Source organism: Pseudomonas sp. Lb2C2 (assembly GCF_052112205.1).
GTDB classification, from domain to species: Bacteria; Pseudomonadota; Gammaproteobacteria; order Pseudomonadales; family Pseudomonadaceae; genus Aquipseudomonas; species Aquipseudomonas kilonensis.
In genome coordinates, this window is sequence record NZ_JAUTYW010000006.1 from 336,600 (window position 1) to 355,982 (window position 19,383).

Annotated in this window: 13 protein-coding genes and 1 pseudogene; 2 read left to right on the top strand and 12 right to left on the bottom strand. The window is 62.3% G+C overall.

Annotated elements, in window-relative coordinates; translation table 11 throughout:
* Nucleotides 1-92 precede the first annotated feature (92 nt).
* Together Q7F16_RS20120 and Q7F16_RS20125 are read left to right on the top strand one after the other, a co-directional pair.
* Nucleotides 93-1,073 (top strand): annotated as a pseudogene (locus tag Q7F16_RS20120) (methyl-accepting chemotaxis protein); the annotation flags it as partial.
* A gap of 141 nt (nucleotides 1,074-1,214) precedes the next feature.
* Nucleotides 1,215-1,928 (top strand): methyl-accepting chemotaxis protein, encoded by a 714-nt coding sequence (locus Q7F16_RS20125; protein WP_409557475.1) that lies wholly within the window; start codon nucleotides 1,215-1,217, stop codon nucleotides 1,926-1,928.
* 1,763 nt (nucleotides 1,929-3,691) lie between these two features.
* Here Q7F16_RS20125 and mdoH read toward each other — a convergent pair.
* From mdoH to Q7F16_RS20185, 12 genes are all read right to left on the bottom strand, one after another.
* The gene (gene mdoH / locus Q7F16_RS20130; RefSeq protein ID WP_041475673.1) at nucleotides 3,692-6,262 is read right to left on the bottom strand and encodes a glucans biosynthesis glucosyltransferase MdoH; all 2,571 of its coding nucleotides are present in this window, start codon (nucleotides 6,260-6,262) and stop codon (nucleotides 3,692-3,694) included.
* A complete protein-coding gene (locus Q7F16_RS20135; protein ID WP_162493979.1) occupies nucleotides 6,255-7,997 on the bottom strand; it encodes a glucan biosynthesis protein G in 1,743 nt (580 codons plus the stop codon). The genes mdoH and Q7F16_RS20135 overlap by 8 nt, the downstream gene beginning before the upstream one ends.
* Nucleotides 7,998-8,347: 350 nt before the next feature.
* The gene (dtd, locus tag Q7F16_RS20140; RefSeq protein ID WP_186652509.1) at nucleotides 8,348-8,785 is read right to left on the bottom strand and encodes a D-aminoacyl-tRNA deacylase; all 438 of its coding nucleotides are present in this window, start codon (nucleotides 8,783-8,785) and stop codon (nucleotides 8,348-8,350) included.
* Nucleotides 8,782-9,753, bottom strand: coding sequence for a prolyl aminopeptidase (gene pip, locus Q7F16_RS20145; protein ID WP_046064110.1), 972 nt, complete (start codon nucleotides 9,751-9,753; stop codon nucleotides 8,782-8,784). Before pip ends, dtd begins: the two co-directional genes overlap by 4 nt.
* 105 nt (nucleotides 9,754-9,858) lie before the next feature.
* Complete coding sequence (locus Q7F16_RS20150; protein WP_046064109.1) at nucleotides 9,859-10,770, bottom strand: alpha/beta hydrolase; 912 nt, start codon at nucleotides 10,768-10,770, stop codon at nucleotides 9,859-9,861.
* Nucleotides 10,771-10,934: 164 nt separating this feature from the next.
* On the bottom strand, nucleotides 10,935-11,882 hold the full coding sequence (locus tag Q7F16_RS20155) for a choline ABC transporter substrate-binding protein (RefSeq protein WP_046064108.1): 948 nt from the start codon (nucleotides 11,880-11,882) through the stop codon (nucleotides 10,935-10,937).
* 299 nt (nucleotides 11,883-12,181) lie between these two features.
* Nucleotides 12,182-12,985: an N-formylglutamate deformylase gene (gene hutG / locus Q7F16_RS20160; RefSeq protein WP_046064107.1), complete on the bottom strand. Its 804-nt coding sequence runs from the start codon at nucleotides 12,983-12,985 to the stop codon at nucleotides 12,182-12,184.
* Between the two features lie 11 nt (nucleotides 12,986-12,996).
* Nucleotides 12,997-14,199 (bottom strand): imidazolonepropionase, encoded by a 1,203-nt coding sequence (gene hutI, locus Q7F16_RS20165; RefSeq protein ID WP_046064106.1) that lies wholly within the window; start codon nucleotides 14,197-14,199, stop codon nucleotides 12,997-12,999.
* Nucleotides 14,200-14,308: 109 nt separating this feature from the next.
* Nucleotides 14,309-15,841 carry a histidine ammonia-lyase gene (hutH, locus tag Q7F16_RS20170; protein ID WP_095974083.1) on the bottom strand — a complete coding sequence of 511 codons (1,533 nt, stop codon included), beginning with the start codon at nucleotides 15,839-15,841 and terminating at the stop codon, nucleotides 14,309-14,311.
* Nucleotides 15,842-15,970: 129 nt separating this feature from the next.
* The gene (locus Q7F16_RS20175; RefSeq protein WP_079301550.1) at nucleotides 15,971-17,494 is read right to left on the bottom strand and encodes an HAL/PAL/TAL family ammonia-lyase; all 1,524 of its coding nucleotides are present in this window, start codon (nucleotides 17,492-17,494) and stop codon (nucleotides 15,971-15,973) included.
* A 172-nt stretch (nucleotides 17,495-17,666) separates the two neighbouring features.
* Nucleotides 17,667-18,497 carry a quaternary amine ABC transporter ATP-binding protein gene (locus tag Q7F16_RS20180; protein ID WP_050586211.1) on the bottom strand — a complete coding sequence of 277 codons (831 nt, stop codon included), beginning with the start codon at nucleotides 18,495-18,497 and terminating at the stop codon, nucleotides 17,667-17,669.
* On the bottom strand, nucleotides 18,494-19,345 hold the full coding sequence (locus Q7F16_RS20185; RefSeq protein ID WP_003196893.1) for an ABC transporter permease: 852 nt from the start codon (nucleotides 19,343-19,345) through the stop codon (nucleotides 18,494-18,496). Before Q7F16_RS20185 ends, Q7F16_RS20180 begins: the two co-directional genes overlap by 4 nt.
* Between the last annotated feature and the right edge of the window lie 38 nt (nucleotides 19,346-19,383).

Below are 19,383 nucleotides of genomic sequence, written 5' to 3' on the forward strand. Positions count from 1 at the left end.
GGAGTATCAGCATGTTCAGTTGGCTGACCGAGAAGCTGGGAAATGTAAGCGTCAATCGCAAACTGGGTTTCGGTTTTGGCCTGGTACTGCTCATGACCGTCCTGAGCACCTTCGCCGGCTGGAACAGCCTGAGTAGTGTGATCAGCCGCGCAGATAAGCAGGCGTCGATCGCCGAGCTCAACGAGCTGGACAAGGATCTGCGCGTCGCCCGTCTCGACTACGAAATGCGTCGGGGTGAACAGGGCCCGACAGCCGTCAGCGAACTCTTGGTCAAGCTGCTGGAAGGCACCCACGCCTCTCTCAAAACATTTACGCGTGCCTCGGACCTGGAAATGCTCAACCAGCAATTGGCGACGCTCGACGAGTACAAGCGCGCCTTTGCCGACATGACCCAGGCGACGCAGAACCGCGAATCGGCCCGATCCAAGCTGGGAGCCAACGCCGACAACGCCGTGGCCAAGGTGAAGGAAGTCGAAGATGCCTTGCGCCAAGGCGACAGTGTCCCTCTATTCAACGACGTGGTTGAGCTGAGCAAACTCATCCAGCAAGCGCGCTACCAGGTCCGGGGCTACACCTATAGCGGCAAGGCCGAAGCCGAGCAACCGGCGCTGGAGGCCATTGATAACGTCTTGAAAACCCTGGAGGCCCTGCCAAGCAAACTGCCGGAGCAATACGCCGCCAACCTGCAACAGGCCACCGAATCAATGAAGGCCTATCGCACCGCAGTCAGTCAGTTCCGAGACTCTCAGGTAGCCAATGCCTCAGCCCTCAAGCGAATGGTGGAGCAAGACACCCGTTTGAACGATTTAAGCCACCGATTGACTGCCTCCCAGACCGAGAGACGTGATCAGGAAACGATTCACGCGAAAGAGGCGTTGATCACCGTCACCCTCCTGGCCTTGGCGTTTGGCCTGCTGGCAGCGTGGATCATTACCCGGCAGATCGTCGTTCCGCTGCAACACACCCTGGTTGCAGTCGAACGCGTCGCTTCGGGCGACCTGAGCCATAACCTTGAAGTCAATCGTCGCGACGAAATGGGCCAGTTGCAAAGCAGCCTGCAACGCATGGTGATCAGCCTGCGGCAACTGATCGGCGGTATCAGCGATGGGGTTACGCAAATCGCCAGCGCCGCCGAACAGCTCTCGACCGTCACCGAGCAGACCAGTGCCGGGGTCAATAGCCAGAAAATGGAAACCGATCAGGTCGCCACGGCCATGAATGAAATGACTGCCACGGTGCAGGAAGTGGCACGCAACGCCGAAGAAGCCTCCGAAGCCGCCGTCGCCGCCGACCAGCAGGCGCGCGAGGGCGAAAGGGTCGTCGGCGAAGCCATCGCCCAGATCGAGCGCCTGGCTAAGGAAGTGGGTAACTCCACCACGGCGATGGGCGATTTGAAGCGTGAAAGCGACAAGATCGGCAGCGTGCTGGACGTGATCAAGTCCGTCGCCCAACAGACCAACCTGCTGGCCCTCAACGCCGCCATCGAAGCGGCCCGTGCAGGGGAAGCCGGACGTGGCTTTGCGGTCGTGGCCGATGAGGTTCGCAGCCTGGCGCAGCGCACCCAGAAGTCCACCGAGGAAATCGAGGAATTGATTGTTGGCCTGCAGAGCGGTACCGAAAAGGTCTCGACGATCATGGACAGCAGCCGCGGCCTGACCGACACCAGTGTCGAACTGACCCGCCGCGCTGGTGGCTCGCTGGAAAACATCACCCGCACCGTCTCAGCGATCCAGGCGATGAACCAACAGATCGCGGCGGCGGCCGAGCAGCAGAGTGCTGTGGCTGAGGAGATCAACCGTAGTGTGCTGAATGTGCGTGATGTGTCGGAGCAAACGGCGTCGTCCAGTGAGGAGACTGCCGCCTCCAGTGCTGAGCTGGCGCGGTTGGGGGTGCATTTGCAGGCGTTGGTGGGGCGGTTCCGGGTTTGATTTGGGTATTGGTGTCGTGTGTATATCCGTTATTTAGGTAACGGCTGCTGACGGTTCCGCTCTTACAGCGGCTCACTTTTGAGAAGCCCGGGAGCCGGCCCAGTCAAAAGTAAGCAAAACGCTTCTGCCCCACCACTCGGTGCCTCGCCTAGGCTCGGCATGCCCTCACTCCGGCATTGCTCCGTGGGCCCGCCGCGAAGGGCCATCCATGGCCCAGCGCGGCTACCTCGGCATCCATGCCGAGGTGCCCACTGCGCAATACCTGCGTTCGGCCAGCGTGGTTAACGGGGCGCCCGAGATCAACGTCCACCGCGAGGCGGCCTAGTAGCCGACCTGGCTCTCCCGGTCGTACACCCTTTAGATCTGTGGGAGCAAGGCTTGCTCGCGATAGCGGTCTGTCAGGCAACATCAATACTGACTGCCCCGCCGCCTTCGCGAGCAGGCTCGCTCCCACAATGGGATCGAAGTACGACCGGGAGAACCAGGTCGGCTGTCAGGCCGCCTCGCGAGCAAGCTTTGCCCCCACAGGCCCTGCTCAAACAGATCTGATGGGTGTACGACCGGGAGAGCCAGGTCGGCTGTCAAGCCGCCTCGCGAGCAAGCTTTGCTCCCACAGGTCCTGCTCAAACAGATCTGATGGGTGTGCGACCGGGAGAGCCAGGTCGGCTGTCAAGCCGCCTCGCGAGCAAGCTTTGCTCCCACAGGTCCTGCTCAAACAGACCTGATGGGTGTGCGACCGGGAGAGCCAGGTCGGCTGTCAGGCCGCCTCGCGAGCAAGCTTTGCTCCCACAGGCCCTGCTCAAACAGATCTGATGGGTGTGCGACCGGGAGAGCCAGGTCGGCTGTCAGGCCGCCTCGCGAGCAAGCTTTGCTCCCACAGGTCCTGCTCAAACAGACCTGATGGGTGTGCGACCGGGAGAGCCAGGTCGGCTGTCAGGCCGCCTCGCGAGCAAGCTTTGCTCCCACAGGCCCTGCTCAAACAGATCTGATGGGTGTACGACCGGGAGAGCCAGGCCGGCTACTAGGCCGCCTCGCGGTGGACGTTGATCTCGGCGCCCCGTTAACCACGCTGGCCGAACGCAGGCATTGTGGAGTGGGCATCCCGGCATGGATGCCGGGATAGCCGCGCTGGGCCATGGATGGCCCTTCGCGGCGGGCCCACGGAGCAATGCCTTCGTTCGGGCATGCCGAGCCTAGGCGAGGCACCAAGTGGTGGGGCAGAAGCGCTTTGGTTACTTTCGCGCTTTTCGAAAGTGACCCGCCGTAAGGGCGGAACCCTAAGTAGCCGTTACCTAACCAACTGATATACATACAAAAATACCTGCGTCCCGCAAGCCGTCATCCCAAGGCTACGGCGCCTTGCGCCATTGCCTACAACTACGCCAGAATCCGCTGGCTTGTGCGCCTTGGGCCTGGGCTCTAATGTTTGCCAGTCGCTGTCAGTTCAGCGATCGGGTTTAGCAGCTCGGCACAATATCAAGGCACGCAGGTCCGCTTTATGGCGGCTGTGCGTGGGGCACTTCGGTGCGCCGGGTTCCTTGATTCCTGGTCTGCTAACCCGCGCACAGTCGCCACCCTTTTCGTTTAGCAGCGATGTCTGGCGGCTCCATCAATCAAGGAGCGTCAACCATTGGTTTGTTGGCGAATCGGGTACTGGACAACGTCAATACACAGTCCTGACCTCGCCACGGATAGCGCTCAAATACTGAAATAGCGCCCAACAAAAAGCCCCGCTTCCTTCCAGAAGCGGGGCTTTTTGCGTATCAGGCCACTTGAGGCTGTACGCTCACCGGCTGTAGCGGCAGCAACGGTGCATGAGGATCGGCCTTGACCGACTCACGCCACGCCGCCAGCCACTCCGGATGAGCCTCGCTCCAGACCTGCTCATGCAGGCGGGACAGGGCCACCGGGTCACTTAGCAACGCCAGTCGCTCAGCGTTGCTGAGCTCGGCAGGACCAACCTTCAGGGCGTGACGAACACGTTCGACCCGCAGCCATTCAATCGGCTCGGCCTGGCCGTGACGCGAGGTGGCCAACGCACACGCCAAGGCGTTCTGTTGCGGATCGACCACCGCCCGGATGAAACCGTCGTTCAGCGCATGCCAACGGTTTTCATGGGTGTACTGGTCCGTCGACAGCAGCTCCTGGGGCGGGGCGTATTCCTCAGGGATCAGGAACAGGCTCTCATCGCGGGACTTCAAGCCCAGGCCCACGCGGCTGGAGATCACCGACACCGGGATCGACAGGATCAACGACCCGACGATCGGCACCAGCCACCAGAGGAAGCTTGGGTTCAGCCAGATCACCAGCAAGGCCCAGAAAAAGCCCAGCAAGGTTTGCGGACCGTGGCGCTTGACCGCTTCGCTCCATGGCGTGGAGTCGTCGTCACGTTTCGGCGAGTTCCAGGTCGCGGCCCAGCCCAGGAAAGCGGCGAGCACGAAACGGGTGTGGAAGATCATGCGAACCGGCGCCAGCAGCATGGAGAACAGCATCTCCAGCAACATGGACATGGTCACCTTGAACTTGCCACCGAACTCCTTCGCGCCCTTGGCCCAGATCAACACGATGCTCAGCAGCTTGGGCAGGAACAGCAGCACGATGGTGGTCGAGAACAGGGCGATGGCCTTTTCCGGATGCCATTGCGGCCACAGCGGATAAAGCTGGCGTGGCTCGAGGAAGTACTGCGGCTCCATCAGCGTGTTCACCGCCAGCAGCGCGGTGGACAGCACCAGGAAGAAGAACCACAGCGGCGCCGACAGGTAGGACATCACGCCGGTCAGGAACACCGCACGATGCACCGGGTGCATGCCCTTGACCAGGAACAGCCGGAAGTTCATCAGGTTGCCGTGGCACCAGCGACGGTCACGCTTGAGTTCGTCCAGCAGGTTCGGCGGCAGTTCTTCGTAGCTGCCCGGCAGGTCATAGGCAATCCACACGCCCCAGCCGGCACGGCGCATCAACGCAGCTTCGACGAAGTCGTGGGACAGGATGGCACCGGCGAACGCGCCTTTACCGGGCAACGGCGCCAGGGCGCAGTGCTCGATGAACGGTTTCATGCGGATGATCGCGTTGTGACCCCAATAATGGGATTCGCCCAACTGCCAGAAGTGCAGGCCGGCAGTGAACAAGGGGCCATACACCCGAGTGGCGAACTGCTGCATGCGCGCATACAGCGTGTCCATGCCCGAGGCCCGTGGCGCGGTCTGGATGATGCCGGCATCCGGCGTGGCTTCCATCAGGCGCACCAGGCTGGTCAGGCACGTACCGCTCATCACGGAGTCCGCGTCGAGTACGACCATGTACTTGTAGTCACCACCCCAACGACGGCAGAAGTCGTCGAGGTTGCCACTCTTGCGCTTCACGCGACGGCGACGACGGCGGTAGAAGATTTTGCCGAAGCCCCCGGCTTCACGGCAGACGTCCAGCCAGGCCTGTTGTTCGGCCACGCAGATGTCGGTTTCGTTACTGTCGCTGAGCACGAAAAAGTCGAAGCGATCCAGGTCGCCAGTGGCGGCCACCGACTCGAAGGTCGCGCGCAAACCGGCGAATACCCGTGCCACGTCTTCGTTGCAGATCGGCATCACCAGCGCGGTGCGGGCGTCCTTGGGAATCGGCTCGTTACCGGCGCTAGCGCCGGAGATGCGATATTTGTCGTGGCCGGTGAGCAATTCGAGAAAGCCCATCAGCGCCGTCCAGAAACCCGCCGACACCCAGCAGAACAGGATCCCGAACAGAATCAGGATGCTGGTTTGCAACGCATACGGCAGCACTTGCGTGGCCGTCTGCATCAGCGGTTGGTGCAGGACTTCGTCCAGGTCCACCAGCGACCAGCCCTGGTACGGCATGATGCCCTTCATGTACCAGCCGGCGACGATGGTCTGGCCAAGCATCAGGATCAGCAGGATGTAGCGGCGGATCGAACCCACGGTACGCCAGCGTGCATGGGGCAGCACGCGCTCATCCTTGGGCGGCTTCGGCGGGTTGGTACGACCGGTCAGGCGCCGCCAGCCGCGCACCAGGATATTGGTGCGCCACGGCTCCGGTACGACCTTGGTCCGGCGAATCGGCGGTGTCGCCTTCAAGCACACCCGGCCGCTGGAGTCGAGGGCCAGCATTTCGGCGTCCTCGAGTTCCTCGGCGGTGCTCAGCGTCAGGCGACGGCCCACCGAGGCTTGCGCCGCCTCGTTGGGTGCGTCGAATGTCGAAGAAGCCAGACGCTCATGCAATTCGCTGAATGACGAGCAGCCCGCCAGCTCGGCGCGCTGCTCGTCGGTCATCGGCAAATGGGCCAGATACTCACGCAGAGACTCTGGTTGTACGGACGTATTACTCATCGGCAGGCAACTGGTAGCTCCAGGTCTCGGTCAGGACTTGTTCAGTCTGTTCCGGTTCCTGTGGGGTTGGGGTCGGCTCGGCGGCGGCGGTGGCCGCCTTGACGGCCTTGGCTTCTTTCTGCTCGCCGGCTTGCTCGTTGGCTTTCTCTTTTTCGCTCTGCTGCTTGGCGACCTTGTCGGCCTTGGCCAGCGTGGCCACGGAATGCGCGGTGGCTGGCAGCTCGACAGGAACCAGCGGCCTGACCAGTGCGGCACGCATCTCGGTCGCTTTGCTCGGGTCCTTGATCTTCAAGCGCAACGTCAGGCGCCAGCCCTTGGTCTCAGGGTTGTAGCGCACGCTGTTCTCGACGATCTCGCCGTTGTCGCCAACACTCACCTGGCTACGCACTTCAGCGTCTTCAGGCAGCGCTTGCAGGGACGGCCCTTCGAAATCCACCAGGTAGGCGACGCTGCCGTCCGGCTGACGGATCAGGTTGGACTGCTTCACGTCACCGGTGGAACGCAGGGTCTGCTTGACCCAGGCGCTGTCTGGCGAGTGCAGGTTGGCTTCATCGAGCGTCCAATGCAGACGGTAGGCGAAGTCCAGCGGCTGGCCAGGCTCAGGCAGTTTTTCCGGGCTCCAGAACGCAACGATGTTGTCGTTGGTTTCGTCGGCGGTCGGAATCTCTACCAGATCGACAGAACCCTTGCCCCAATCGCCTTTCGGTTCGATCCAGGCGCTTGGACGTTTTTCGTAACGGTCATCCAGGTCTTCATAGTGGCTGAAGTCACGACCCCGTTGCAGCAAGCCGAAACCACGCGGGTTTTCCACCGAGAAGTTGCTCACGGCCAAGTGTTTCGGGTTGTTCAGCGGACGCCAGATCCACTCGCCGTTGCCGGCATGGATGGACAGGCCGCTGGAATCGTGGAGCTCACGACGATAATTCAGCACCTTGGACGGCTGGTTGGCGCCGAACAGGAACATGCTGGTCAACGGGGCGATACCCAGCTTGTTGACGCGATCACGCAGGAACACCCGTGATTTCACGTCGACGACGGTGTCGGTGCCCGGACGCACGGTCAGGCGATAAGCACCCGTGGCCCGTGGCGAATCCAGCAGGGCGAAGATCACCAGGTGCTTGTCGGTCGGTTTCGGACGCTGGATCCAGAACTCGCGAAAGCGCGGGAACTCCTCACCGGATGGCAACGCGGTGTCGATGGCCATGCCACGAGCGGACAAACCGTAAACCTGGCCCTTGCCGATGACGCGGAAATAACTCGCGCCCAGCATGGTCATGATTTCGTCTTGCTTGTCGGCCTTGTTGATCGGGTACAACACGCGAAAACCCGCGTAGCCCAGCTGTTCGGTGGCCTTGGGATCGAACTTTACGTCGCCGAAATCGAAACGGGTCGGGTCGTACTTGATCTCGTCGACGGTGGTCGCGGTGATTTCGTTGATCTTCACCGGCGTGTCGAAATGCATGCCCTGGTGATAGAAGGACAGCCGGAACGGGGTCTTCTGGTCGGCCCATTCAGCTTTTTCGGTGCGGAAACGAATTTTCTGATAATCGGCGAATTTCATTTCGCGGAATTCGTTCGGCAAATTGCTGCGCGGGGCTTCGAACTTCTGCCCGGCCAGTTCTTGTGCCTTCGCCGATACATCATCCAGGCTGAATGCCCACAATTGGCCCGCGCCGAACAGGCACAGCAGGGCCGAGCCCGCTACCAAGGCGCTTCTAAACCGTTTGGCAGTCATTTTTGGTGCATTACAGGGACTAACAATCACGAGCAACCCTCGCCGAAAACTGATCAAAAAACCAACGGCCAGATAAAGTATCTGCACGGTAACGGCGCTGAAAAACCGTCCCTGCCGACCACTCTTGCCAAGTTGGCGAGCATTGTTCCGACTCCGATGGGACAAAATGATTCCCCAAACGGTCCAGGACAAGTCTCTACCTAAGTCAAATGGACCAGCGAACGCTGATCCCCCGTAGCGCGCGATTATCTAGTAGCCCGCGTGACAACGCATCAGGGGCAGCAAAGTATTTATCGAGAAAACTCCCTGTTTTGCCTCGAAACAGAACCGAAAAGATGTTTCAAACGCTTTCAGACCTGTAACAGGAAGGTTACCGGGCCATCATTGACCAAATGAACCTGCATGTCGGCGCCGAATCTACCTGATGCCACAGTGCCATGCACCTGTTTCGCCTGAGTTAGCAAATAGTTGAACAACTCTTCGCCCAAGGCAGGAGGCGCGGCGGTCGAAAAGCTCGGGCGCAGACCGCTTTTGGTGTCTGCCGCCAAGGTGAACTGCGACACCAGCAACAACCCACCACCGACATCCGCCAGGGACAGGTTCATCTTGCCGTCGGCGTCGCTGAACACTCGATAGTTAAGCAGCTTGTGCAGGAGTTTGTCGGCGCTGGCCCGGCTATCCCCGGGCTCGACGGCCACCAACACCAGCAAGCCCTGATCCACGGCCCCGACGATCTCGCCTGATACTTCGACCCGTGCGCCGCGAACGCGTTGCAACAGTCCCTTCATGCTTCTTCGGGCGGCAGGTCGAGCAGGCGCCGGGCCATTTGCGCAGCGGCGCGCACCAGTGCGTCGGTGATCCCCGGCTCAGAAGCGGCGTGACCGGCGTCGCGAATGACCTGCAGTTCGCTGTTGGGCCAGTTCTGATGCAACTCCCAGGCATTGTCCAGCGGGCAGATGACGTCGTAGCGGCCATGCACGATGACGCCCGGCAAATGGGCGATCTTGCCCATGTCGCGAATCAACTGGTTAGGTTCGAGGAAGGCATTGTTGGTGAAGTAGTGGCATTCGATCCGGGCGATCGACAGCGCTCGCTGCGGCTCGGAGAAGCGATCGACCACCAGCGGGTTGGGACGCAGGGTCGCGGTGCGACCTTCCCAGGTGGACCAGGCCTTGGCCGCGTGCATCTGGGCGATCTGGTCGTTACCGGTCAGGCGCTTGTGAAAAGCGCTGAGCAGGTCGTCGCGCTCGTCCAACGGGATCGGTGCGATGTAGTCCTGCCAATAGTCGGGGAACAGGCGACTGGCGCCGGCCTGGTAGAACCACTCGATTTCCTGCGGTCGGCAGAGAAAGATCCCACGCAGGATCAGGCCGTGTACCCGCTCTGGATGAGTCTGGGAGTAGGCCAGGGCCAGGGTCGAACCCCAGGAACCGCCAAACAGCACCCATTTCTCGATGCCCAGGTGTTTGCGGATGCGCTCCAGGTCTTCGACCAGGTCCCAGGTGGTGTTGTTCTCAAGGCTGGCATGGGGGGTGGACCGACCGCAGCCGCGCTGGTCGAAGGTGACGATGCGGTACAGGTTCGGATCGAAGTAGCGGCGGCTCTGCGCATCGCAGCCAGCACCCGGGCCGCCGTGAATGAACACCACTGGCAGGCCTTCCGGGGAACCGCTTTCATCGACATAGAGCGTGTGGGTGTCATCGACAGCCAGATCGTGCCGGGCATGGGGTTTGATCTGCGGGTACAAAGTCTGCATTGCGCGCTCCGTAAGGGGTCGAGTCATCCCTGTAGGGACGTCTATTTAATCTGCCGTCCGGCATCATAAACCCGAATTACCTGAATGAGCATGTCCCCTGCGCAGTCAAAGCATGTCAGCCAGGTACGCCAGCAGCGTGCGATACATCTGATCGACCTCCGGTACCTGGCCCCGGCCGCGCAGGCAACCGTGGACCAACCCTTCGCCCATGTACAACACAGAGGCTACACCTGCGGCATTCAACCGCTCGCTATAAAGGACGCCGTCGTCGCGCAGCGGGTCCCATTGCGCCACGACGATCAACGCCGGCGGCAAGCCGTCCAGGTGCTCGGCGAGCAACGGCATGGCGCAGGGAGAGGGTGCAGCGTCGCCCAGGTACAGCGCGTGATAGCTGTCCAGGTCTTGGCTGCTCAACAGCGGCGCATCGGCACACTCACGGCGCGATGGCAGTGCTGCCGAGCCACCTAGCGCCGGATAGATCAGCACCTGGGCCCGGGGCAATACTTGCCCGGCATCGCGCAAGGCCAGGCATAACGCAGCGGCGAGATTGCCGCCGGCACTGTCACCGACCACCAGCCGCCGACGCGGGTCGATGGCAAACGGGGCATCCGTCAGGTGGCGCCACACTGCGAGGCAATCTTCGAAACCAGCCGGAAATGGATGCTCCGGGGCCAACCGATAATCCACCGCCACCACCAACGCGCCCAGCTCAGCCGCCAGTTCCATGCAGATGAAGTCATGGGAGTCCAGGTCCCCCACTACCCAACCACCGCCATGCAGATAGAGGATGCACGGCCAGCCAGCGGGTGGCGCGGCGCCCCGGGGGTGATAGGCGCGCACAGCCACACCGGCCAGTTCGAAATCCTCGATGGCCAGTGTTGGCGGGCATGCCGCGGTGAACGCCCGGCACATTTGGCTGTAGGCCTGGCGCGAACTGGCGAGGCTGTCGTCCGGGCTGGTGAAGCTCAGGGTTTTGTCGATGAAGGCTGACATTGCCTGGGAGAGGGGGTAGGCCATCGTGGTTTGCCGTGGATCGCTAAGGTGTAGCCCGGAAGGCTTTTGTGGCGAGGGAGCTTGCTCCCGCTGGGCTGCGAAGCAGTCCTCGCTTTTGGCGGTCGCTGCGCAACCGAGCGGGAGCAAGCTCCCTCGCCACAGGGGTTATCAGTCTCCAGAAGGTTGTGTCAATTCTTGAGACTGGCCTGCACCGCCGTTACGCCATCCTTGCCATCGAAGCTGGTCACGCCAACGAGCCATCGCTGCAAATCCTCGGGATGATCGCGCAGCCATTGCCGGGCGACGTCCTGAGGTGTCTTGCGCTCCATGATCGGCACCATCAACTGACTCTCCTGGGCGGCGGTGAAGGTGAGGTTTTCCAGCAACCGGTTCACATTCGGACAACGCTGGGCATAGTCCGGTGCGGTGACGGTGGAGACGGTCGCGGCGCCTTCGTTCGGCCCATAGACATCCTCGCTGCCGGTCAGGTAGGTGATGTTCATGTTGATGTTCATCGGGTGTGGGGTCCAGCCGACGAAGACCACGAACTCCTTGCGATTCACCGCGCGCTGCACCGCGGCCAGCATGCCCGCTTCACCGGACTCGATCAGTTTGAAGTCCTTGAGGCCGAAGTGATTGGTTTCGATCATGGTCTTGATGGTGGTGTTGGCACCGCTGCCGGGCTCGATCCCGTAGATCTTGCCACCGAGCTGATCCTTGAACCGGGCGATGTCGGCAAAGGTCTTGAGCCCTGCCGCCGCCACGTAGTCTGGAACGGCCAGGGTGGCCTGGGCGTCGGCCAGGCTCGGTTTGTCCAATACCTTCACCTGGTTGGCCGCCAGGAACGGCGCGATGTTCTTGTCCATCGCCGGCTTCCAATACCCCAGGAAGATGTCGAGGCGCTTGTCGCGGATGCCAGCGAAGATGATCTGCTGCACGGCGCTGGTCTGTTTGCTGTCGTAGCCCAACCCGGTGAGCAACACATCGGCCATGCCGCTGGTGGCGATCACGTCGGTCCAGTTGACCACGCCCATGCGCACGGTCTGGCACGACGCCGGCTCGGCGGCCATCGCCCCGGCGCTCAACAGGGTGGTACCGCAGAGGATCGACAGACAGCGTTTGAACAGTCTTTTCATCGGGAAGGTCTCGTGCGGCAGCGGATTATTGTAGGTCGGTGTCTTGGCGCACCGTGCCCAAAACATTACGCAGCGCCGAGGGGGTCAAGATGAACTGTGGCGACTCGGTTTTGCACGGTGGCGACAGTTGCTCCCGAGACTCAAGGACAAAAACAAACCTGTGGCAAGGGGGTTCTGTGGGAGCAAGGCTTGCCCGCGATGAAAACAACGCGGTCTCTCTGAAACAGCGGCGCCTGTATCGCGAGCAAGTTTTGCTCCCACAGATAACTCCCCTCACCACAGGAGTCATGGCTAGATCTTTATTTCTTGTAAGCCTGCTGCCCCCACGCCAGGAAGCCTTCCAGCAACTCCCTGAGCACCACCTGAGTCGGCGCCGCCAAATCCGCGCGGTAGTTGAACGGTTCGAACTCTTCCATGTAGGTGCTCTGGCACAGTTCCAGTTGCACCGCGTGGATGTCTTCGGCCGGGTTGCCGTAGTGCCGGGTGATGTGTCCGCCCTTGAACCGCCCGTTGAGCACGTGGGTGAATTCGCCATGGCGGGCGCAGATGGCTTCGAGCTGGCTGGCCAGGGCCGGGTCGCAACTGGCACCGTTGAACGTGCCGAGGTTGAAGTCCGGCAGCTTGCCGTCGAACAGGTGCGGGATCACCGAACGGATCGAATGGGCGTCGAACAGCAAGGCATAGCCGAACTCGGCCTTGAGCCGCGCCAGTTCCTGCTGCAGCGCCTGGTGATACGGCATCCAGACCTGTTGCAGATACGTCGCCCGCTCCTCGGCCGACGGCTCCAGCCCTTCGCGAAACAGCGGCACGCCATCGAACAGTGTCGCCGGGTACAAACCGGTGGTGGCGCCGACGTACATCGGCTTGTCATCGGAGGGGCGGTTGAGGTCGACGACGAACCGCGAGTACTCGGCGGCCAGGGTGCTGGCACCCAGCTCGGCGGCGAACTCATAGAGCCTTGGGATGTGCCAGTCAGTGTCCGGCAGGCTCTGGGCCTCGGGGATCAACCCGGCCTGTACCGCCGGGGTCAGGCGCAGGCCGGCGTGGGGCATGCTGATCAACAGCGGCACGCGCCCTTGCTTGAAATTCAGGACCTTCTCCACAACCGTTCTCCTCAATCGATTTCCACGCCGTGACGCACGACGCGTTTTTCCAGATCACCACCGAGCCAGTACGCCAGGTCGGCCGGGCGGTCGATGTGCCATGCGACAAAATCCGCGACCTTGCCCGCTTCCAGCGAACCGTGGGTATCAGCCATGCCCAAGGCCTGGGCCGCATGAATCGTCGCCCCCGCCAGGGCTTCTTCCGGGGTCATGCGGAAACAGGTGCAGGCCATGTTCAACATCAAGCGCAACGACAACGCCGGCGAGGTGCCGGGGTTGAGGTCGCTGGCCACGGCGATTTTCACACCGTGCTTGCGCAACGCATCCATGGGCGGCAGTTGGGTTTCGCGCAGGAAGTAAAACGCCCCTGGCAACAGCACCGCCACGGTGCCGGATTCGGCCATGGCCTTGGCATCGTCCTCGGTCATGAACTCCAGGTGATCGGCCGACAGCGCCTGGTAACGCGCCGCCAGGCTGGAACCGTGCAGCGACGACAATTGCTCGGCGTGCAACTTCACTGGCAGCCCCAGTTGTTGCGCCGTGACAAACACCCGCTCGACCTGCGCCGGGGAAAACGCCAGGTATTCGCAAAAGGCGTCCACCGCATCCACCAGCCCCTCGGCCGCCAGGGCCGGCAGCATCTCGCTGCAGATGTGCTCGATGTAATCGTCGGCGCGATCCTTGTATTCCGGCGGCAAGGCGTGTGCCGCCAGGCAGGTGCTGCGCACGCTGACCGGCAACTCGGCGCCGAGGCGGCGGATGACCCGCAGCATCTTGCGTTCGCTGGCCAGGTCCAGGCCGTAGCCGGATTTGATTTCCACCGTGGTCACGCCGTCGCGCATCAGGCTTCCCAGGCGTTTGGCAGCGCTGGCGAACAGCTCGTCTTCACTGGCGGCGCGGGTGGCGCGCACGGTGCTGGCGATGCCGCCACCGGCGGCGGCGATCTCGGCATAGCTGACGCCTTGCAGACGCTGCTCGAACTCACTGCTGCGGTTGCCGCCAAATACCGTGTGGGTATGGCAGTCGATCAGCCCCGGCGTGACCCAGGCGCCCTTGAGGTCGTTGACCGCCGGGTAGTCCCCCGCCGGCAACTCGGCACGCGGGCCGATCCATTGAATGTGCTCACCCTGGGTGACGATGGCGGCGTCTTCGATGATCGAGTAGACACCCTGGGCCATGGTGGCGGCGTGGCAGTTTTGCCAGAGGGTTTTCATCCCGGTTTCCTCGTCGCATTCAAAATCGAATCGCGAGCAAGCTCGCTCCCACAAGGGGCAGGGTGTACCCCAAATGAGTGTGGGAGCGAGCTTGCTCGCGATGAGGCCCTTACAGGCTCGGCAACAGCTGCGCCGTAACCAATTCGTTCAGGCACCGGCTCGCCAGCAATTCACTGGCCGCATTGATGTCCGGCGCAAAGAAGCGGTCCTTCTCATAAAACGGTACTTGCGCACGCAACAGACCCCGGGCCCGTTCCAGCTTCGTGGAGGTCTTCAAACCGCCGCGCAGGTCCAACCCCTGGCAAGCCGCAAGCCATTCCACCGCCAGAATCCCACGGGTGTTCTCGGCCATTTCCCACAGACGCTTGCCAGCGGCCGGGGCCATGGAAACGTGGTCTTCCTGGTTGGCCGAGGTCGGCAGGCTGTCCACCGAATGGGGATGGGACAACGCCTTGTTTTCACTGGCCAGGGCGGCAGCGGTGACCTGGGCGATCATGAAGCCGGAGTTCACCCCACCATTGGCGACGAGGAACGGCGGCAGTTGCGACATGTGCTTGTCCATCATCAACGAAATGCGCCGCTCGCTCAGGGAGCCGATTTCGGCAATCGCCAAGGCCATGTTGTCCGCCGCCATCGCCACCGGTTCGGCGTGGAAGTTGCCGCCGGAAATCACGTCGCCCTCGGCGGCGAACACCAGCGGGTTATCCGACACCGCGTTGGCCTCGATCACCAGCACCTCGGCGGCCTGGCGGAACTGAGTCAGGCAAGCGCCCATCACTTGCGGTTGGCAGCGCAGGGAGTACGGGTCCTGGACCTTGTCGCAGTTCTGGTGCGAATCGGAGACTTCGCTGCGCTCGCCCAGCAGATCGCGGTAGGCCGCGGCGGCGTCGATCTGGCCTTTCTGGCCACGGGCGGCATGGATGCGTGCATCGAATGGCGAACGCGAGCCGAGCACCGCTTCCACCGTGAGGCCGCCCAGGGCCAGGGCACCGGCAAACAGGTCTTCGCCTTCGAACAGGCCACGCAGGGCAAATGCGGTGGACACCTGGGTGCCGTTGAGCAGCGCCAGGCCTTCCTTGGCGGCCAGGGTCAGCGGCGCGAGGCCAGCCACTTTCAGCGCGTCGACGGCCGGCAGCCATTCGCCCTTGTAGCGGGCCTTGCCTTCGCCCAGCAGCACCAGGGACATGTGGGCCAGTGGCGCCAGGTCACCGGAAGCACCGACCGAACCCTTGAGCGGAATGTGCGGGTAGACCTCGGCATTGATCAGCGCAATCAGCGCATCGATCACCTGCCGGCGGATGCCGGAAAAACCCCGGCTCAGGCTGTTGACCTTGAGCACCATGACCAGCCGCACCAGCGCATCGCTGATCGGCTCGCCCACGCCGGCAGCATGGGACAGCACCAGAGAGCGCTGCAGGTTTTCCAGGTCTTCGCTGGCGATGCGGGTCGAGGCCAGCAGGCCGAAACCGGTGTTGATGCCGTAGGCGGTGCGGTTCTCGGCAAGGATCTGTTCAACGCAGGCAACACTGGCCTCGATCTGCGCCGACGCGCTGGCGTCGAGGCTCAAAGTCACGGGTTGCTGATAGATGTCACGCAATTGAGCCAGGCTCAATTGGCCGGGAATCAGGTTTAAGGCAGTCATGTATTGCTCCTTTTGAGAGTTTTGTTTTCATCCGCCAGTCGCTCCGGAATGTTCCGTTATCCGTCACCTTCGCTTTTTGGGCGATGCCTTGTGGGCAAGAGGTGCCTTGGCACGCTGGCGCTTTTTTGATCAATTCAAATTCGGTAATACGCTGTGCAGCACATTCGGGTCTTTGAGCAGGCCGGCGGCACTGGCGATGTCCGGCGCCAGCCAGCGATCCTGGTCATAGGCCGGGACGCGCTCGCGCAGCAGTTTCCAGGCGATGTCGGTGCCGGCGCCGAAGCGTTGGGCCTTGAGAAATTCAAAGGCCTGGGCCGCCAGCAGGTATTCGATGGCGAGGATCTGCGTGCAGTTTTCCAGCGCCCGGTGCAGCTTCAGGGCCGCGTTGGTGCCCATGCTCAAATGGTCTTCCTGCAACCCGGAGGTGACGAAATTGTCGAGCACCGCCGGTTGCGCCAGTTGCTTGTTCTCCGCGCACAGCGACGCGGCGACGTATTGCACGATCATCATCCCCGAGTTCACGCCGGGGTTGGCCACCAGGAAGGCCGGCAGGCCGCTGACGTGGGGATTGATCAAGCGGTCGAGGCGACGCTCGGCGATGGAGCCGATCTCAGCCACGGCAATCGCCAACAGATCCGCCGCCAAGGCGACCGACTGGCCGTGGGGATTGGCCTGGGACATGACCCGGAAGTTTTCCGGCCTACCCAGCAGCAGCGGATTATCGGTCACCGCGTTGAGTTCGGTTTCGATCTGTTGCCGGGCGTGGGCCAACTGGTCGCGAGCCGCACCGTGCACCTGCGGAATCGAGCGGATACTCAAGGCATCCTGGGTACGAATGCCCAGGCTCGCGGCGATGACTTCGCTGCCATCCAGCAGTGCCCGCAAGTTGACGCCGACCTTCTGCATGCCCGGGTGTGGCTTGAGGGCGATGACTTCGGCATCGAACGCGGCAATCTGGCCGCGCTGGGCTTCGAAGCTCATGGCGCCGATCACATCGGCCCATTGCAGCAGCCGCGTTGCATCGGCCAGGGCCAGGCAGCTCAGACCGGTCATGCACGGCGTGCCGTTGACCAGGCACAAACCGTCCTTGGCCCCCAGTTGCACCGCTTGCAAACCCTCTGCGGCCAGGGCCTCTTGCGCCGGGACTATTTGCCCGCGATAGCTGACCTGGCCGACACCCAGCAGTGCGATGCCAATGTGCGCCATGTGGGTCAGGTAACCCACCGAACCCTGGGACGGCACTTGCGGTGTGATGCCGCGATTGAGCAGCGCCAGCAGCGCTTCGACCACCCGGCGATGGATGCCGGACTTGCCCTGGCTGTAGTTGAGGATCGCGGCGCAGATAATCGCCCGGGTCTGCTCATCGGAAAGCGGCGCACCGACGCCACAGGCATGGCTGAGCAGGGTGTTGCGCGACAGCTGGCTGAGCTGTTCATCCTTGAGCGAAACATTGCACAAAGCCCCCAGGCCGGTGTTGACGCCATAGGCACGCTCGCCGCTTGCGACGATGCGCTGGACGATGGCCTGGGCATTGTCGATCCGCGCCCAGGTCTGGGTCGACAGCTCGAGCACAGCGCCGAAGCGCGCGACGGCGACGACCTCCTGCCAGCGCAGCGGGGCGCCGGTGATTACGATTTTTTCAGCCTGGGACATCTTCAACCTCATGAAAAATTCATTTCAGCATCACATCTGGCTTAAGGCATAGCCTCTGTGGCGAGGGAGCTTGCTCCCGCTGGACTGCGCAGCAGGCCCAAAAGAAGCGGCCGCTGCGCGCCCGAGCGGGAGCAAGCTCCCTCGCCACAAAAGCGCGCCGACCACCACAACCTCAAACCACCGCCGCCCGCCGTTGCACAAACCGATCGACATACTCATCCGCCGGCGAGTGCAGGATCTCCCGGGGCGTGCCGACCTGGATCAGCTTGCCGTCCTTGAGGATCGCAATGCGGTTGCCGATGCGCACGGCCTCGTCGAGGTCGTGGGTGATAAAGACGATGGTCTTGTGCAGGGTCTTTTGCAGTTCCAGCAACTGGTCCTGCATTTCCGCGCGGATCAGTGGGTCGAGGGCGCTGAAGGCTTCGTCCATCAGGATGATGTCGGTGTCCGCCGCCAAGGCCCGGGCCAGGCCGACGCGCTGGCGCATGCCGCCGGAGAGCTGGTGCGGGTATTTGTTCTCGTAGCCTTTCAGGCCCACGGTGTTGATCCAGTGCAGCGCTCGCTCGGCGCACACCTGCTTGCTCTCGCCGCGCACTTTCAAGCCGTAGGCAACGTTGTCCAGCACGCTCTTGTGGGGCAGCAGGCCGAAGCTCTGGAACACCATGCTGATCTTGTGCCGGCGAAATTCGCGCAGGGCGTCCATGTCCAGTTGCAGGATGTCTTCGCCGTCCACCAGGATCGCGCCGCTGGTAGGGTCGATCAGCCGGTTGAAATGGCGCACCAACGTGGACTTGCCGGAGCCGGACAGGCCCATGATCACGAAGATCTCGCCAGTGCCGATGCTCAGCGACAGGTCGTTCACGCCGACCACGCAACCGGTTTCGGCCAGCACCTGGTCCTTGGTCTTGTTCTGGCGGATCAGCTCCAGGGCTTCCTTGGAGCGATTGCCGAAAATCTTGAAGACATTCTTGACTTCGATCTTGCTGATGGCTGCGTTGCTCATTTGCTCACCTCGTGCCGAGGACGACCATAGGCCTGGGTAATGCGGTCGATGACCACGGCGAGAATCACGATCGCCAGCCCGGCTTCCAGGCCGCGTCCGACGTTGAGGGTCTGGATGCCCACCAGCACGTCTTCACCCAGGCCACGGGCGCCGATCATCGAGGCGATGACCACCATCGAAAGCGCCATCATGGTGGTCTGGTTGATCCCGGCCATGATGCTCGGCAGGGCCAGGGGCAGTTGCACGCCGAACAGCTGTTGCCAGCGGTTGGCGCCGAAGGCGTTGATGGCTTCCATCACTTCGCCGTCCACCTGGCGGATGCCAAGGTCAGTCAGGCGAATCAGTGGCGGCGCGGCGTAGATCACCGTGGCGAAAATCGCCGGGACCTTGCCCAGGCCGAACAGCATCAACACCGGAATCAGGTACACGAAGCTCGGCATGGTCTGCATGATGTCCAGCAGCGGCATCAGCACCGAACGCAGGCGATTGCTGCGCGCCGAAAGAATGCCCAGTGGAATACCGATCAACACCGAGATCAGTGTCGCCACCAGCATCAGGGCGAGGGTCTGCATCAGCTTGTCCCACAGGCCCACCGCGCCCACCAGAAACAGCAGGCCGACGATCACCGCCGTGGCGACGACCTTGCGGGTGGCGTGCCAGGCGATGCCGCCGACGATGGCCAGCATCAGCCACCAGGGCGCCATGCGCAGCAGGCCTTCAAGGTTGACGATGGCCCACAGCAGGGTGTCGGAGATGTGCCGGAACACATCGCCATAGTTGGTCACCAGGGAGTCGACCCAACCGTTGACCCAATCGGCGATGGAGAAGGTAAAGCTTTCGGGAAACATAAGAGACTCTCGATCAAGTGGATGCGGTGAACGTCCCG

Excerpts from the sequence above, each read along its gene's own strand:
- Q7F16_RS20125 (WP_409557475.1), top strand. The coding sequence starts at position 1,215 with ATGAATGAAATGACTGCCACGGTGCAGGAAGTGGCACGCAACGCCGAA.
- mdoH (WP_041475673.1), bottom strand. The coding sequence starts at position 6,262 with ATGAGTAATACGTCCGTACAACCAGAGTCTCTGCGTGAGTATCTGGCC.
- Q7F16_RS20135 (WP_162493979.1), bottom strand. The coding sequence starts at position 7,997 with ATGACTGCCAAACGGTTTAGAAGCGCCTTGGTAGCGGGCTCGGCCCTG.
- dtd (WP_186652509.1), bottom strand. The coding sequence starts at position 8,785 with ATGAAGGGACTGTTGCAACGCGTTCGCGGCGCACGGGTCGAAGTATCA.
- pip (WP_046064110.1), bottom strand. The coding sequence starts at position 9,753 with ATGCAGACTTTGTACCCGCAGATCAAACCCCATGCCCGGCACGATCTG.
- Q7F16_RS20150 (WP_046064109.1), bottom strand. The coding sequence starts at position 10,770 with ATGGCCTACCCCCTCTCCCAGGCAATGTCAGCCTTCATCGACAAAACC.
- Q7F16_RS20155 (WP_046064108.1), bottom strand. The coding sequence starts at position 11,882 with ATGAAAAGACTGTTCAAACGCTGTCTGTCGATCCTCTGCGGTACCACC.
- hutI (WP_046064106.1), bottom strand. The coding sequence starts at position 14,199 with ATGAAAACCCTCTGGCAAAACTGCCACGCCGCCACCATGGCCCAGGGT.
- hutH (WP_095974083.1), bottom strand. The coding sequence starts at position 15,841 with ATGACTGCCTTAAACCTGATTCCCGGCCAATTGAGCCTGGCTCAATTG.
- Q7F16_RS20175 (WP_079301550.1), bottom strand. The coding sequence starts at position 17,494 with ATGTCCCAGGCTGAAAAAATCGTAATCACCGGCGCCCCGCTGCGCTGG.
- Q7F16_RS20180 (WP_050586211.1), bottom strand. The coding sequence starts at position 18,497 with ATGAGCAACGCAGCCATCAGCAAGATCGAAGTCAAGAATGTCTTCAAG.
- Q7F16_RS20185 (WP_003196893.1), bottom strand. The coding sequence starts at position 19,345 with ATGTTTCCCGAAAGCTTTACCTTCTCCATCGCCGATTGGGTCAACGGT.